The sequence below is a fragment of the Arthrobacter sp. zg-Y1116 genome (assembly GCF_024385485.1).
Taxonomy (GTDB): Bacteria; Actinomycetota; Actinomycetes; order Actinomycetales; family Micrococcaceae; genus Arthrobacter_B.
In genome coordinates this window covers 1,189,024-1,204,775 of the sequence record NZ_JANFLR010000001.1, presented here as the reverse complement: position 1 = coordinate 1,204,775, position 15,752 = coordinate 1,189,024, and the positions used below count along the sequence as shown (strand labels likewise).

Sequence of the window (15,752 nt, the reverse complement as noted above, 5' to 3'; positions counted from 1 at the left end):
CTGGTCGTCCCGGCCCATGACTACAACCACCGGCGTCTGCAGAGCCGGTTCCGCTAGGAGGATCCGTGCCTGAGTCCAAATCCCGCAAGAAGCCTTCCCGCCCCGCAACCCCCGCACAGACTGCGTCAGTGCCCAAGGAAAACCCTGTTTGGTACAAGCCGGTCATGTTCGGCCTGATGATCCTCGGCCTGCTGTGGATCATCACGTACTACATCACCCAGGGCGAGTACCCGGTACCGGCTTTCGGTGCCAGCAACATCCTGGTGGGCTTTGGCATCGCGATTGTGGGCTTCCTGATGACGACGCGCTGGCGCTGACGTTCCGGCGTTCGTACCTCGGGCTTCCCGGTGCCGTTTTGGCGCCGGGAAGCCTTTTTCTTTGCCCTGACGACCGCTATCCCCGGTTTTCCACGTTGTTCACAGGTTGTGCACGGAGTTATCCACAGGTGTGGGAAACTCTGTGGGTTACTTCGACAACTTCCTTGCAAATAAAGGGAAGGAGGTTATCCACACCTGTGGAATTACATGTGTGTAACTCCGTTCAGCCTATGGATAACCCTGTGGATCAGCGGCCGGGCACGAAAATTACAACGATGTAGGTTATTAACACTGTGGGTATCCCTGTGGATAACTTTCGGGTGCCCGGAGCTCCCCGGGGGCTTCGTCCCGGCACCCCGGGCTAAACGGGTAGACACGCCGCAGAGATCGGCGGGCGTTAAACATCTGTGCCCGCCGTCAGTGACGGCGGGCACGCAAGTCGATGTCTTATCCCGTGGGACTACCCGGGGATAATCTGCGCCGGAGGTTGCCAAAGCACACCCGCGACCACGAGTACCAGCACCACTCCCGCAAGCCCGGCAAACTGAATGGCTGTGCGGTGCTTTCCCCTGGGTGTATAGGCCAGGATGGCCGCGCAGGCTGCACCCGTGATCAGACCGCCCACATGGGCCTGCCAGGCGATCCCCGGGACCACGAATCCAAGGACCAGGTTCACCGCCAGCAGGATCAGCAGCGAACGCAGCTCGCCCTGCCGCTGCCGGATCACCACGAACAGGGCGCCGAAGAGGCCGAACACGGCACCGGAGGCGCCCACCACGGCCACACCGGGATCCGCCAGGTACATCACGCCCACAGAGCCGCCCAAGGCGGAGATCAGGTACAGCAGGGCAAACCTGACGCGGCCGAACAAGGGCTCCAGGCTGCGGCCCAGGAACCAGAGGGCGTAGAGATTGAAGGCAATGTGGATGGGGCTGCCCTGGGAATGCAGGAACGCTGACGTCAGCAGGCGCCACGGCTGATAATCGGTCAGCACGGGTGCGTAGAAGAAAGTGCGCGTAAATTCCGGCAGCAGCAGCTGCAGCACGTAGGCCACGGCACACACCGCCATGATGGTGATGGTCACTACCGGTTTTCCGCCCGGGGCGACGCGCCCGCCGAAGGGAGTCCGGTAGGCAGGCTGGGTCTTGCGCTGCTGGTTGAAGCAGTCCACGCACTGGACGCCTACTGCAGCGTTCTGCTGGCACTCGGGGCAGGCAGGGCGCCCGCAGCGCTGGCAGCGGATGTAGCTGACCCGGTCCGGATGGCGGGGACACACGGGCACCTGAGAAGCCGGCACCTCGGCCGGCACACCATATGACATTGCTGGGACTCCCGGATTGACGAAAAGCCCCGGCCGAGAATTCGGCCGGGGCACTTCGAACAGGCTAGAGCTGTTCGACGGTAATGCTGTTGATAACCACGTCTTCGGCCGGCTTGTCGCGTCCGTCGGTGGAAACCGCGTTGAGCTGGTCAACGAGTGCACGTGACTCGTCGTCGGCAACCTCACCGAAGATGGTGTGCTTGCCCTGCAGCCAGGTGGTGGGCACAGAGGTGATGAAGAACTGCGAGCCGTTGGTGCCCCGGCCCATCTGGACACCTGCGTTGGCCATCGCCAGCTTGTACGGCGCGGAGAAGTCGAGATCGGGGTTGATCTCGTCGTCGAACTGGTAGCCCGGTCCGCCGGTGCCGCGGCCCAGGGGGTCCCCGCCCTGGATCATGAAGTCCTTGATGATGCGGTGGAAGATGGTTCCGTCGTAGAGCGGACGGGTGGTCTTCTCACCGGTCGCCGGATCGGTCCACTCGATTTCGCCGGTGGCCAGGCCAACGAAGTTCTTGACCGTCTTGGGGGCGTGGTTTCCGAACAGGTTGACACGGATGTCGCCCATGGAAGTGTGGATGGTTGCTTTTGCTGTAGGAATAGCAGTCATAAGGACATTGTTCCACGGCACTTCCGTGTGTGGGCGGAAACGCCCTGGTTCAGCGCACAGTGAAAACCGCGCCCTGTCAGGGCCCTTGATAGCAGAGACCCGCAGGAACACGTAGGCTAAGGCTGAAACGACAACTATCCCGGGAGGTAGTTTTGAAGAAGGACCGCATCACCCATGATCTCGAAGCCAATGTTGCAGCAGGCATCGTGACTGCCCGCGACTGGGCAACACCCAAGGTCGACGCAGCCAAGGGCTGGGCCGTTCCGCGGATTGAAAAGGGGATCGAGACCGCATCCCCGAAGATCCAGGACGGCATCAAGCGCGCTGCTGATGAAATCGCCCAGGGCGTAGCCACCGTCACGCCCCGCATCCAGGGCGGGCTCGAGAAGGTTGGGCCGCGCATCAGCCACGCCGTGGATGAAGCCGCTCCGCGGATCCAGAACACCCTGGACCGTGCCACCCCGGCACTGAACACGGCCAAGGACCGGGTTGTGGATGATTACATTCCCGCCCTGTCCACGCGCATCGGGGTTGCCGCAGACAGCGTTTCGCGCAGCCTGACGGCCGCCAACGTACCCGTGCAGACGGCCGTTGCGAAGGTCACGGGCAACAAGAAGGCACTGAAGCGGGCACAGAAGGCGGCCGCGCAGGCTGCCAAGGAAGCCCGCAAGAGCCAGAAGGGCGGCGGCAAGGGCTGGCTGGTCTTCGGCATCATTGCAGCGGCAGTAACGGCCGGCGTGGCCGCCTGGCGCGCTTCCCGCCCGGTCGAGGATCCGTGGAAGACACCGGCCCCCAAGCCTGCCGCCGGTACCGGCGCAGCGCCCAAGCCGGCTACTACCACCCCGGCAACGGCTCCTGCCAGCACCGGTGCTTCGTCCACCGCTGCGGCTAAGCCGGCCGAGGCCGCCACGCCCGTCGTTGAGGTGCCCAAGCCGACGCCGGCAGCCAAGCCCGCCGCGAAGACCACGGACGCTGCTGCGCCCGCCCCGTCCGAAACCGCGGAGACTGTAGCCAGCATCAAGGAAGCAGCCGAGCGCGCTGCGGCCCGTTCCGGCGAGAAGGCCTCCGATGCCGGCAAGCACAGCAAGGAAACCGCAGGAGACGCCAAGGGAGCTGCAAAGCCCTCCGGCGCCCATTCGGAGAACAACACCGGCAAGTAGCAGAACCGGCTCGGGCATCGGCTAGGACCGGTCCCGGGACGAGTACAGAGAAGGAGGGCTCCGCCATAGGCGGAGCCCTCCTTCTTTGCTTTCCCCGCCTAGAGCTGGTCCCCGCCCAGGGCCGGCGGGGCGGGAGGTGCCGGACGGGCATTTGCCCCGGTTCGTCGGCGGAGCCTGCCCTGGCCGGCCACAACCACCGTCAGTCCGACCAAAATCAGTGCCAGCCCCGCGTAAGTACCGGCGGGAAGCTGTTCGTGGAGGAAGACGGCCGCCAGGATGGCCGCTCCCGGGATCTCCAGCAGGATGATCATTGACACGACCAACGGACTGATCACGGCCAGCAGGTGATTAAACACGGTATGGCCCAGGATCTGAGCCACCACGGTTACTCCGAGGATCCCTATCCAGGCCGCCGGCGGGAAGCCGACGATAGGCTGCCGGAAGGCTGCGCACAGGGCCAGCAGGAGCACCGCGCAGGCGCCGTAGCAGAGGGTTGTATAGGTGCCCGTAGACATGGATTCCCGGGCCTTCCCGCCGGCAATCGTGTACACGCCCGCCAGGGCGCCTCCGGCCACGGCGAGTACGTCGCCGATGAGGGCCTCCCGGGACAAACCCAGATCGAACCCGGAAATCACCAGCACGCCTGCAAATGCGGCTGCGAGTCCCGCGAGGACCACGGGCGGAACCCGGATGCCCCTCAGCACATTGAACAACGCGATCCAGCCTGCCTGCAGGCATACCAGCGCCGTGGCAGCCGCAACAGACGTCAATTGCAGCGACGTGATGAAGCAGGCGAAGTGCAGCGCCAGCGCCACAGCGGCAATAGCGGTCCACTTGTAGTCCCGGGCAGTGAGCTGTCCGAATTCCCGACGCCGGCCCAACACCGCCGGTGTACCCATCAGCACCGCGCCGATGGCATTGCGCCAGAAAGCGATGGCCAGGGCTGGAGCCGCGGTAGCGGCCATAATGGGCCCGGAGGCGGAGACGCCCAGCACTCCTACCACCGCGAGGAAAATATTCACAGGCCAACACTAGTGCAGGAACCGCGCTGCCCCGGCGCCGCGGCGGGGAAGGATCCCGGCGCTGAGGCGGGCATTCCTGACGGGTTAAACGCAGAAGGTCCCCGCTCCTAAAAGCGGGGACCTTCTGTATTCGGTGGAGGCACGGGGACTCGAACCCCGAACCCCCTGCTTGCAAAGCAGGTGCGCTACCAATTGCGCCATGCCCCCGAAATGAGAACTTATCCAGTATAACCTACTGTTGCCTCAGGTTATGACCAGAAAGCTATTTGGTTTTAGTCGACCTTATCGGTCGATTCCTTCCAAACGGCTTTCTCAGCGGCAGTTTCCTGCCACTTCTTGAAAGCAAAGACTCCCGCAGCCGCAGCTGCCGTTACTGCCAGCAACTTCTTCACGGAATCCTCCTTGCCGTTGTGGTCCACCTTTTGCAAGGTGTTCCGTGGGCGTACCAGGACTTGAACCTGGGACCTCTTCGTTATCAGCGAAGCGCTCTAACCGCCTGAGCTATACGCCCCGAACCTCTTCGGGCCGAGATATGACTTTACCGTACCTTCGGCCCGGCGCCAAATCGAGTGGTTTTCCGGTTCCGGAGGCGCTGTTTGAGCTCCTCCGGAACCGGAAAACGCTAGTCGTCCGTCAGTGTCACGCCAATGCCGCCCACCAGGGTGGAGGCGATGTTGTACAACACGGCCGCGAGCATCGACAGTGCCGTCAGCAACAGGACGTTCACCACTGCGATGATGGTCGCAAAGGAAACCACCTGTCCCAGCGAGGCAAAGTCACGGAGGTCGAAACCGCCGGACTCGCTGCCGGCAATCTCGCCCAGCAGGGTGTTGACGCGGTCAAAGATCCCGGTCAGGTCCAGTACGGTCCACAGCACGATGGCAGCCACCACGGTGACGACGCCGAGTGCCACCGAAAGCAGGAATGCCATCTTCAGGACGGACCAGGGGTCAATCTTGCTGACCAGCAGCCGGGCCTTGCGGGCCTTGGCCTTGGGCGCCGGCTTCACCAGCGGCTGGCGGTTACCCGAGGTGCTCTGACCCCCTCCAGGACGCTGGGCGGGGCGGGCGGGGGTTTTCACCCGCGGCCCGCCGCCCGAGGACGACCTGGGGCTTGGGTTGGTCGAGCTCACTCGCTACCTCCATCTTGTGCTGACTGTGCATCGGGCGCAGCCGTTTCGTCTGTAGACAACGGTACTTCATCGCCTGCGGGCTCCACAGGTTCCGAACCGGCCGCTGCCGGAGCCGCCGCAGTTCCGTCCGCCGCTTCGGCGTCCTCTTCGATGGCGAGGTCGCGCTCGGAGTTCCGGGCAACAGCGATGATCCGGTCATTTTTGTCCGGCTTGGCGAAGATAACGCCCATCGTGTCTCGTCCCTTGGACGGCACGCCGGTGACAGAGGAACGGACTACCTTGCCGCCCTGCATGACCACCAGTACTTCGTCCTCTTCCTGGACCACCATGGCGCCGACCAGGTGGCCGCGTTCCTCAGCGAGCTTGCCGACCTTGATGCCGAGGCCGCCGCGGCCCTGGACACGGTATTCGTCCGAGCTCGTGCGCTTGGCGTAGCCGCCTTCGGTCACTGTGAAGACAAAGGAATCCTCGGTGACGACGTCGGCCGCCAGGAGTTCGTCGTCTTCCCGGAACTTCATGCCCGTAACGCCGGACGTGGCCCGTCCCATCGGGCGCAGGGCGTCGTCGGTGGCGGTGAAGCGCAGCGACTGGCCCATGCGGGAGACGAGCATCAGGTCATCCGTTTCGGAAACCAGCTGGGCCGAGACCAGCTCGTCGCCGTCGCGCAGGTTGATGGCGATGACGCCGGCGGACCGGTTGGTGTCGTAATCCGCCAGCCGGGTCTTCTTGACCAGTCCGCGCTTGGTGGCAAGCACCAGGTACGGAGCGGCGTCGTAGTCCGGCAGCGCCAGGACCTGGGCGATGTGCTCTTCGGGCTGGAAGGCCAGGAGGTTGGCCACGTGCTGGCCCTTGGCATCCCGGCCTGCTTCGGTCAGTTCATAGGCCTTGGCCCGGTAGACCCGGCCCAGGTTGGTGAAGAACAGCAGCCAGTGGTGCGTGGTGGTGACGAAGAAGTGCTCGACGACGTCGTCCCCGCGCAGCTGGGCGCCCTTGATGCCCTTGCCGCCGCGGGCCTGCTGACGGTAGTTGTCGCTGCGGGTGCGCTTGACGTAGCCGCCGCGGGTGATGGTGACCACCATTTCCTCTTCGGGAATGAGGTCTTCCATGCTCATGTCGCCGTCATAGCCCATGAGGATGTGCGTGCGCCGGTCATCGCCGTACTTGTCGGCGATTTCCTGCAGTTCCTCGCTGACAATCTGCCGCTGGCGCTCGTCGGAGGCCAGGATGACGTTGTACTCGGCGATTTCCGCTTCGAGCTTGGCATGCTGGTCCTGGATCTTCTGGCGTTCCAGGGCAGCGAGGCGGCGCAGCTGCATGTCCAGGATGGCCTGGGACTGGATCTCGTCGATTTCCAGCAGGCCCATCAGGCCGTTCCGGGCGTCCTCAACGGTGGAGGAGCGGCGGATCAGCGCAATGACCTCGTCCAGGGCGTCCAGGGCCTTGAGCAGGCCGCGCAGGATGTGTGCGGCTTCCTCGGCCTTGCGCAGCCGGTACCGGGTGCGGCGGACAATGACTTCGAGCTGGTGGGTGACCCAGTGCCGGATGAACGCGTCCAGGCTCAGGGTGCGGGGTACGCCGTCCACGATGGCCAGCATGTTGGCACCGAAGTTGTCCTGCAGCTGGGTGTGCTTGTACAGGTTGTTCAGGACCACCTTGGCAACGGCGTCGCGCTTGAGCACAATCACCAGGCGCTGGCCGGTGCGGCCGGAGGTTTCGTCGCGCATGTCGGCGATGCCGGTGATCTTGCCGTCCTTGACCAGTTCGGCGATCTTGACTGCCAGGTTGTCCGGGTTGGCCTGGTAAGGCAGCTCGGTGACCACCAGGCAGGTGCGGCCCTGGAGTTCCTCGACATTGACCACGGCACGCATGGTGATGGAGCCGCGGCCGGTGCGGTAGGCATCCTCGATGCCCTTGTGTCCAAGAATCTGGGCGCCGGTCGGGAAGTCGGGGCCCTTGACCCGGCGGATCAGCTCTTCGAGCAGCTCATCATTCGGGGCATCGGGGTTCTGCAGGTACCACTGGACGCCGTCGACAACTTCCCGCAGGTTGTGCGGCGGGATATTGGTGGCCATGCCCACGGCAATGCCGGAGGAACCGTTGACCAGCAGGTTCGGGAACCGGGAGGGCAGGATGGTCGGTTCCTGGTTGCGGCCGTCATAGTTGTCCTGGAAATCGACGGTTTCCTCGTCGATGTCGCGGACCATCTCCATGGCCAGCGGAGCCATCTTGGTTTCCGTGTAACGGGGGGCTGCGGCGCCGTCGTTACCCGGGGAACCGAAGTTGCCCTGGCCCAGGGCCAGCGGGTAGCGCATGGTCCAGTCCTGGATCAGGCGGACCAGGGCGTCGTAGATCGCCGAGTCGCCGTGCGGGTGGTACTGGCCCATGACCTCGCCGACCACGCGGGCGCACTTGTTGAAGGAGCGGTCCGGGCGGTAGCCGCCGTCGAACATTGCGTACAGCACGCGGCGGTGCACGGGCTTCAAGCCGTCCCGCACATCGGGAAGGGCGCGTCCCACAATGACCGCCATGGCGTAGTCAAGGTAGGAGCGCTGCATCTCGGTCTGCAGGTCGATCTGCTCAACCCGGTCTGTCAGTGCGGTCCCGGCGAGGGGAGTCTCTTCCCCGGTTACCTCGGGAGTCTCATCACTCATAGTTCTGCTTCCGTTTCTAAGTCGCTAAAGTCCATGCTCTCCGGCAGCCAGTCGCCGGCACTGAATCCGCTAGATGTCCAGGAAGCGCACGTCCTTGGCGTTCTGCTGGATGAAGCTGCGGCGGGACTCGACGTCTTCGCCCATCAGCACGGAGAAGACCTGGTCCACGGCCGCCGCGTCATCCATGGTGACCTGCAGCAGCGTGCGGTGGTCGGGGTCCATGGTGGTGTCCCAGAGTTCGGTGTAGTCCATCTCGCCCAGGCCCTTGTAGCGCTGGATGCCGTTGTCCTTCGGCAGGCGCTGGTTGTTGGCCAGGCCGCGGGCGATGACTTCGTCCCGCTCCCGGTCGCTGTAGACATAGTCGTGGGCGTGGTTGGACCATTTGATCCGGTACAGCGGCGGCTGGGCCAGGTACACGTAGCCGTTTTCAATCAACGGACGCATGTAGCGGAAGAGCAGCGTCAGCAGCAGGGTGGTGATGTGCTGGCCGTCGACGTCGGCATCGGCCATCAGCACGATCTTGTGGTACCGGGCCTTCTCGACGTCGAAGTCCTCGCCGATGCCCGCACCGAATGCGGTGATCATGGCCTGGACTTCGGCGTTGCTGAGGGCGCGGTCCAATCGGGCACGTTCCACGTTCAGGATCTTGCCGCGCAGCGGCAGGATGGCCTGTGTTTCGGGGTTGCGGCCGCGGACTGCCGAACCGCCTGCGGAGTCGCCCTCCACAATGTAGATTTCCGACTTCGACGGATCCTTGGAGGAGCAGTCCTTCAGCTTGCCGGGCATGCCGCCGGATTCCAGCAGGCCCTTGCGGCGCGTGGATTCACGGGCCTTGCGGGCCGCGAGGCGGGCCTGGGAGGCCTGGATGGACTTGCGGATGACGTCGCGGGCCGGGCCCGGGTTGCGCTCGAGCCAGTCACCGAGCTGGTCGGTGACCACCCGCTGGACAAAGCCCTTGACCTCGGAGTTGCCCAGCTTGGTCTTCGTCTGGCCTTCGAACTGCGGTTCGGCGAGCTTAACCGAGATAACGGCGGTCAGCCCTTCGCGGATGTCATCGCCGGTGAGGTTGTCATCCTTTTCCTTGATGATGTTCTTCTCGCGGGCGTACCGGTTGATCAGGGACGTCATGGCGGCACGGAAGCCTTCTTCGTGCGTTCCGCCCTCATGCGTGTTGATCGTGTTGGCGTAGGTGTGGACGCTCTCGGAGTAGGCGGTGGTCCACTGCATGGCCATTTCCACGGCCATCTTCTTGTCCGAGTCCTCGGTTTCGAAGGCGATCACATCATCGTGGACAACTTCGACCTTCTTCGCGGAGTTCAGGTACTTGACGTAGTCCAGCAGCCCGTCAGCGTAGAGGTAGTCCACCGTGCGGTGCTTCGGAGCCGCATCCTTGTCAGTGGCCTCGGCGATTTCCTCGGTTTCCTCTTCCAGCGTCCGCTCATCCGTGAGCCGGATGCGCAGGCCCTTGTTCAGGAAGGCCATCTGCTGGAAGCGGGCACGCAGGGTTTCAAAGTCGAACTCGGTGGTCTCGAAGATGTCCGGATCCGGGTAGAACGTCTGGGTAGTGCCGGTTTCGCTGGTTTCTTCGCCCTGGCGCAGTTCGCCGACGGGGTGGCCGCCGTTCGCGAAGCTCTGCTTCCAGACAAACCCCTGCCGGCGTACTTCAGTTTCCACCCGTTCGGAGAGCGCATTGACCACGGAGATACCAACGCCGTGAAGGCCGCCGGACACTGCGTAACCGCCGCCGCCGAACTTGCCGCCGGCGTGCAGGATGGTCATAACAACCTGGACGGTGGGGATGCCTTCGGTGGGGTGCATGTCCACGGGAATGCCGCGGCCGTTGTCCGTGACGCGCACGCCGCCGTCGGCCTGCAGGACCACCTCGATGTGGTCGCAGTAGCCGGCCAGAGCCTCATCGACGGAGTTATCGACCACTTCGTACACCAGGTGGTGCAGGCCGCGGGGGCCCGTGGAACCGATGTACATGCCCGGGCGCTTTCGGACTGCCTCAAGGCCTTCCAGAACCGTGATTTCATTCGCGCCGTATTCCACGGGGGTGGCCTTTTCCGGCACTGCGTGGTCCTCTGGTGTTACCTCTGAGTTGTCCATCTCATTGTCGTTAGCCACAGGTGCTGTCGACTCCTCTTGTGTTCGTCAGAATTGAAGCCTCCCCAGCGGACAGGCATCTCCACTCTCAATTCTACCGCGCCGCAAGGGACAAACCTGTCCAAAACACCCTCTGGCAGGCCACTAATGATGCTTTGAAGCGAATTGGAGCCGCCCGGATAGGGGCGGATACCAGCAAGGGGGTTCTCCGGCCCCTAACCGGCTCCTGTACGGGCGGGATTTTCGGTCCCTGCCGCACCGAGGCTCCGGATGCCAGGCCGTCCGGCTTACCCGTAGGTATCCCGGGGGCCCCGCCCCTTGACGCTGCGCAGACCCTTGCGCCAGTTGGGCGCCGCCGGACCGATGACCTCGATCTTGGTGACGACGCCGGAACCGAGTTCAGCGTCGAACCGGGCAATCAGGGTGTCCCTGAGGAGCCGGAGCTGGGTGGCCCAGGCCGTCGAGTCACACCGAACCTGCACCGTGGTGTCCTGGAACGACTCCGGCTTGCAGTGGGCGCTGACCTCGCTTCCCACCAGCTCCTCCCAGCGGGAAATCACCGATCCGACGGCGACGGGAGAGTTCCAGCCGCGTTCATTCACGAACCGGGTGAAGACATTGCCCAGGCCCTGCGGGTCCCGCCCGACATACTCTCCGGGAACAAAGGGCGCCTGCTTGCCTCTGCCGGTCTTGCGACGGGTGGCCGGGGTGCGTTGGTTCCCGCGGGCAAGGGCTGCCTGGCGCATGCGGTTCAATTGCTCCCGCGCCGCATCGGGCCGTTCCCCGGGATCCTCGCCGGGGGGAACGGGATCAGGAGACGGGCACACTGACGCCTCCCGGGATCACGTTGATGACCCGTCCTGCCAGTGATTCCGGAATGTCGTCGCCAACAGCCGCAGTCACCAGCACCTGCTCGGCTCCAGCGACAATTCCGGCGAGCCGCTGCCGGCGCTGCACATCCAGCTCCGCAAACACGTCGTCCAGGATCAGGATCGGCCCGGCACCGGGGGTGGGATCGTCGCTGGTCAGCAGGTAGTACGACCCCAGGCGAAGGGACAGTGCGAAGGACCAGGTTTCCCCGTGGGAGGCGTACCCCTTGGCGGGCGCCTTTCCGAGGACCAGCTCCAGTTCGTCCCGGTGCGGACCCACCAGGGAAATCCCGCGGTCCAGCTCGCGCCGGCGGTTGGCGGCGAATGCCTGCAGGAACCGCTCGGTGAGTTCCGGGACCGTCAAGGAATACAACTCGTCCGGATCCTGGGAACCCTCCACGGCGCCGTCGTCGTTGACGGTTCCCTGCAGTGTGGACCGATAGACCGCCCGGGCAGCCTTTGAACCGTCGGTGAGGTCTCGATATGCCGCCTGCAGGTGCGGCTGCAGGCGTTGGAGCGCCTCGAGCCGAGCGGCCACAAGCTCGGCGCCGGCTACAGCCATGTGCTGGTCCCAGACGTCCAGTGTTGCCTCGTGGGCAGAGGTGAAGCGGCCCGCGGCCCGTGCTGATTTCAGCAGGGCGTTCCGCTGCTTCAGCACGCGGTCGTAGTCCGAGCGGGTTGCCGCATGGCGCGGTACCAGGGCAACAATCAACTCATCCAGGAATCGCCGGCGGCTGCCGGGATCACCCTTGACCAGCGCCAGGTCTTCAGGTGCGAAGAGCACCGTCCGGCACAAGCCCAGGATGTCCCGGGCCCGGACCGGGTTGGCCCGGTTGATGCGGGCCCGGTTGCCGCGGCCGGGGTTCAGTTCCAGCTCCACGCCCGTGGCCTGGGAACCGCGCACCAAACGGGCCCTGATCAGCGCCTGGTCGGCGTCGAAATTCACCAAGGGGGCATCAGTGCTTACCCGGTGTGAAGACAGTGTGGCCAGATAGCCGATTGCCTCGACAATATTGGTTTTACCCGTGCCGTTGGGGCCGACAAACACCGTGACGCCCGGCTCGAGCCGGATGTCCAGCTGCGGATAGCTGCGGTAACCGGTAAGGGACAGGTGGTCAACGTACATGGGTTCCTGGTCCTTTCCTGTCCGTCGAGCCTGCCGCCGACCGTTCCGGCAGCGGATCCGCCGCCGCTCGACATGCCTTTGTCAAATTGTGTTACATCGGCATTGTTACGACGAATTTTTGCGCCGTCCTCCGCCGCTGCCGGATCGCAATGCAGCTGGTCCGGCGGCCAAGCGGCGGCGTCCTACTGGTTCGGCAGGCGAACCGGCATCAGCAGGTAACGGTAATCTGCCTGGTCGTCCCCGTTGAGTTCTTCCTGGGCTGAAATCACGGCCGGTTTGGGCGGCGTCGTGAAGGAGAAGCGGACGTACTTGCTCGGGAACGCGCCGAGGCCTTCGCTTAGGTAATGCGGGTTGAAGGCAACCGTGATGTCGTCGCCTACGAGTGCCGCTTCCAGTGCTTCCGATGCCTGGGCGTCTTCGCCGGTGCCGGCATCCAGGGAGAGCTGACCGTCCGTGAAGGCAAGGCGGACAGGGGTGTTGCGTTCGGCAACCAGGGACACGCGGCGTACGGCTTCGACCAGTGCGGAGGTCTCTACAGTGGCGTGAATCGGCGTGTTTTCGGGGAACAGGGAACGGATTTTGGGGTAATCGCCGTCAACCAGAAGCGACGTGGTGCGCCGTCCGCCGCTTTCAAAACCAATGAGTTCGCTGTCATCCGACAGGGCGATGTTGAGGTCGCCTGCCCCGCCAAGGGTCTTGGCCACCTCGTTGAGCGTCTTGGCTTTCACCAGTGCACTGGTGGAAATCCCCGGAGTTGCGGGCTTCCAGGACAATTCGCGCAGGGCCAGGCGGTACCGGTCGGTTGCCAGGAAGGTGATGAGGTCATCTTCGATTTCCATGCGTACACCGGTGAGGATGGGCAGGGTGTCATCGCGGCTGGCGGCAATGATGACCTGGGAGACGGCTTGGGCGAAGGCATCGCCGTCGACGACGCCGCTCACCTCGGGCAGCGCCGGCAGTTCCGGGTATTCGGCTTCAGGCATGGTTGCCAGGTTGAACCGGCTGTTGCGGCAGGTCAGCGTGACCTTGGCCCCGTCAGTCTCCACTTCCACCGGAGCAGACGGAAGGCTGCGGCAGATCTCGGCCAACAGGCGGCCGGAGACCAGAATGGTTCCTTCTTCGCTCACATCGGCGGGAATCTGGAGCCGCGCGGAAATCTCGTAATCGAAGCTGGCAAGACTCAGCGAACCGTTTTCAGCCTTGATAAGCAGCCCCGAAAGGACCGGAACGGGCGGGCGCGGGGACAGGGAACGTGCTGTCCACGTGACGGCCTCGGCCAGGACATCCCGCTCAACTCGAAACTTCACTGAAGGGTGCCGCCTTTCGCAACGTACTTCTCAGTACAACTGATCTTGTCTTGAACTCGTCTTGAGCTGTGTGTAAATCGCGGAAGCATCCGTGGACCGGTCCAGTCCGTGCAGATCCCAAGGATGTAGCCATGGACGGACCGTACTCGTTTACATGCGAATGACAACCATACTCTGTGACAGCTTAGCCCCGTCCGCCGGTGTGCTGCACCGGGTTCTGTCCGGCCAGGGGAACGGATGGGGACCGTTCGAGGTGGCGGCCCCTCTCGTCAGAGAGGTTTTTTGGTAGTCATCTCGGAGGGTTTGGAGTGTGCCGGAAGCATAGTTGTTATTTGGTGGAACCGAATTTCTTAAGATCCGTAGTGTTAATAACTCCTGTGGATACTGTGGATAACCCCCCGCACCGGGGCATCCCGGCTGTTTAAGCCTGTTGATAACCTGTGGACTCGCTGCAGCGTCCGAGTCCGGGCCTGTTGGAAACTTTTTTAGGATTCCGCGTATCCACAGGGAAGTGTGCGTAACTACGGGTTGTCCACCGGGTTATCCACACCCTTGTCCACAAATGTTAATTTTGGGCCCCTGCGGGGCCCTGCCGTCCTACTGGCTCAGGCCTCGCGCTGCTGCTGTTTGATCCTGTTGGTCAGTTCGGTGACCTGGTTGTAGATGGCCCGGCGTTCGGCCATCAGCTCGCGGATTTTCCGGTCCGCGTGGATCACAGTGGTGTGGTCGCGGCCGCCAAGTTCCTGGCCGATCTTCGGCAGGGACATGTCGGTCAGCTCGCGGCACAGGTACATGGCGATCTGCCGTGCGGTGACCAGGGTCCGGGTCCGGGACTTGCTGCAGAGTTCCTCAAGGCTGATCTGGAAATAGGCTGCCGTCTGCCCAAGAATGGATGCGGCAGTAATTTCCTGGGCGCCGTCGTCGGTAATCAGGTCCTTAAGGACGATTTCGGCCAGGCCCACGTCTACCTGCTGCCGGTTCAGGCTGGCGAAGGCGGTCACGCGGATCAGTGCGCCTTCAAGCTCCCGGATGTTGGTGGAGATCTTGGACGCGATGTATTCCAGGACGTCATCCGGAGCGCTCAGGCTGTCGCCGATGGCCTTCTTCCGCAGGATGGCGATACGGGTTTCAAGTTCCGGCGGCTGCACATCCGTCAACAGGCCCCACTCAAACCGCGACCGCATCCGTTCCTCGAAACCGGAAAGCTGCTTGGGCGGCAGGTCGGAGGTGATCACAACCTGCTTGTTGTGGTTGTGGAGGGCATTGAAGGTGTGGAAGAACTCTTCCTGGGTGGCGTCCTTGTTGGCCAGGAACTGAATGTCATCAATCAGCAGGATGTCCACGTTGCGGTACAGCTGTTTGAAGCTGGCGCCTTCGTCATAGCGGATGGAGTTGATGAAGTCGTTCGTGAACTCTTCCGAATTCACGTAGCGGACGCGGATCCCGGTGTACAAGTGACGTGCATAATGCCCGATGGCGTGAAGGAGGTGGGTCTTGCCCAACCCGGAGTCCCCATAGATGAACAAGGGGTTGTAGGCCTTCGCCGGCGCTTCGGCCACGGCTACGGCCGCTGCATGGGCAAACCGGTTGGACGAACCGATAACGAAGGTCTCGAAGACGTACTTGGGGTTGAGGCGGCCGAATTCCTGGCTGGTGCTCGGCGGCGTCGGGGAAGGAGCACCGCTTTCGCCGGAGGGTACGGGGCTGGGGGCCGCCGGCTGCTCTTCGGGTTCCGGTTCGGCTTCAGCCACGGGAGTGAGGTCCGAGTCGATGACGAACGCACACTGGATATCGGCCTGGAAAACGCCGCGCAGGACTTCATCGAGGATGTTCTTCAGCTGCGTCTGCAGCACTTCACGGGTCAGTTCGTTGGGAACGGCTACCAGAAGGGTCGTACCGATCAGGCCCTGGGCCTGCGCAAGCACCACGAATCCACGCTGTCGGGGAGTGACCCTGTCATCGGTCTCCAGAGTCCGAATGACCTTGCGCCAAGAGCTGCCAACATCGTTGATTTCGTCCGTACCCACAAAAACCTCTCATGACGCCCTGCGGCTGTCTAAGAAAACTCGGGATCCCGGTGGGGATCCCGGCACTTCATCCACAGAGTTATGCACAGATAGTGGATAAAGTACCC

The 15,752-nt window shown here is 63.5% G+C and carries 13 protein-coding genes and 2 tRNA genes; 2 read left to right on the top strand and 13 right to left on the bottom strand.

The features are described from left to right. Positions 1-65: 65 nt before the first annotated feature. The gene (locus tag NNX34_RS05700) at positions 66-317 is read left to right on the top strand and encodes a cell division protein CrgA (RefSeq protein WP_227920413.1); all 252 of its coding nucleotides are present in this window, start codon (positions 66-68) and stop codon (positions 315-317) included. Between the two features lie 460 nt (positions 318-777). Here the strand turns inward: NNX34_RS05700 and NNX34_RS05695 are convergent, their stop codons facing one another. Together NNX34_RS05695 and NNX34_RS05690 are read right to left on the bottom strand one after the other, a co-directional pair. Beyond that, complete coding sequence (locus NNX34_RS05695) at positions 778-1,488, bottom strand: rhomboid family intramembrane serine protease (protein WP_370647227.1); 711 nt, start codon at positions 1,486-1,488, stop codon at positions 778-780. Between the two features lie 214 nt (positions 1,489-1,702). Then, on the bottom strand, positions 1,703-2,245 hold the full coding sequence (locus NNX34_RS05690; protein WP_229951279.1) for a peptidylprolyl isomerase: 543 nt from the start codon (positions 2,243-2,245) through the stop codon (positions 1,703-1,705). Between the two features lie 152 nt (positions 2,246-2,397). Here NNX34_RS05690 and NNX34_RS05685 point away from each other — a divergent pair, with 152 nt between their 5' ends. Next, entirely contained in the window at positions 2,398-3,405 is a 1,008-nt protein-coding gene (locus NNX34_RS05685; RefSeq protein WP_255765521.1) for a hypothetical protein, read from the top strand. Positions 3,406-3,503: 98 nt separating this feature from the next. On the opposite strand, the gene NNX34_RS05680 is transcribed toward NNX34_RS05685, so the two are convergent. The 11 genes from NNX34_RS05680 to dnaA all read right to left on the bottom strand — a co-directional run bounded on the left by NNX34_RS05680 (position 3,504) and on the right by dnaA (position 15,645). Beyond that, positions 3,504-4,427 carry a DMT family transporter gene (locus NNX34_RS05680; RefSeq protein WP_255765520.1) on the bottom strand — a complete coding sequence of 308 codons (924 nt, stop codon included), beginning with the start codon at positions 4,425-4,427 and terminating at the stop codon, positions 3,504-3,506. Between the two features lie 134 nt (positions 4,428-4,561). Next, a tRNA-Ala gene (locus NNX34_RS05675) sits at positions 4,562-4,634 on the bottom strand. Between the two features lie 65 nt (positions 4,635-4,699). Further along, positions 4,700-4,819, bottom strand: a complete 120-nt coding sequence (locus tag NNX34_RS05670; protein WP_227920402.1) for a DLW-39 family protein — start codon at positions 4,817-4,819, stop codon at positions 4,700-4,702. Between the two features lie 45 nt (positions 4,820-4,864). Further along, positions 4,865-4,938 (bottom strand) — tRNA-Ile (locus tag NNX34_RS05665). Between the two features lie 111 nt (positions 4,939-5,049). Next, on the bottom strand, positions 5,050-5,559 hold the full coding sequence (locus NNX34_RS05660) for a DUF3566 domain-containing protein (protein WP_229951273.1): 510 nt from the start codon (positions 5,557-5,559) through the stop codon (positions 5,050-5,052). After that, positions 5,556-8,210: a DNA gyrase subunit A gene (gene gyrA, locus NNX34_RS05655; RefSeq protein ID WP_255765519.1), complete on the bottom strand. Its 2,655-nt coding sequence runs from the start codon at positions 8,208-8,210 to the stop codon at positions 5,556-5,558. Before gyrA ends, NNX34_RS05660 begins: the two co-directional genes overlap by 4 nt. 69 nt (positions 8,211-8,279) lie before the next feature. Next, positions 8,280-10,337, bottom strand: a complete 2,058-nt coding sequence (gene gyrB, locus NNX34_RS05650; RefSeq protein WP_370647226.1) for a DNA topoisomerase (ATP-hydrolyzing) subunit B — start codon at positions 10,335-10,337, stop codon at positions 8,280-8,282. 266 nt (positions 10,338-10,603) lie between these two features. After that, positions 10,604-11,062, bottom strand: coding sequence for a DUF721 domain-containing protein (locus tag NNX34_RS05645; RefSeq protein WP_370647236.1), 459 nt, complete (start codon positions 11,060-11,062; stop codon positions 10,604-10,606). A gap of 64 nt (positions 11,063-11,126) precedes the next feature. Further along, positions 11,127-12,311: a DNA replication/repair protein RecF gene (recF, locus tag NNX34_RS05640; protein ID WP_255765517.1), complete on the bottom strand. Its 1,185-nt coding sequence runs from the start codon at positions 12,309-12,311 to the stop codon at positions 11,127-11,129. Between the two features lie 182 nt (positions 12,312-12,493). After that, positions 12,494-13,618, bottom strand: a complete 1,125-nt coding sequence (dnaN, locus tag NNX34_RS05635) for a DNA polymerase III subunit beta (RefSeq protein ID WP_227920390.1) — start codon at positions 13,616-13,618, stop codon at positions 12,494-12,496. A 605-nt stretch (positions 13,619-14,223) separates the two neighbouring features. After that, entirely contained in the window at positions 14,224-15,645 is a 1,422-nt protein-coding gene (gene dnaA, locus NNX34_RS05630) for a chromosomal replication initiator protein DnaA (protein ID WP_146359770.1), read from the bottom strand. Positions 15,646-15,752: the final 107 nt, after the last annotated feature.

Excerpts from the sequence above, each read along its gene's own strand:
- recF (WP_255765517.1), bottom strand. The coding sequence starts at position 12,311 with ATGTACGTTGACCACCTGTCCCTTACCGGTTACCGCAGCTATCCGCAG.
- NNX34_RS05645 (WP_370647236.1), bottom strand. The coding sequence starts at position 11,062 with ATGCGCCAGGCAGCCCTTGCCCGCGGGAACCAACGCACCCCGGCCACC.
- NNX34_RS05690 (WP_229951279.1), bottom strand. The coding sequence starts at position 2,245 with ATGACTGCTATTCCTACAGCAAAAGCAACCATCCACACTTCCATGGGC.
- gyrA (WP_255765519.1), bottom strand. The coding sequence starts at position 8,210 with ATGAGTGATGAGACTCCCGAGGTAACCGGGGAAGAGACTCCCCTCGCC.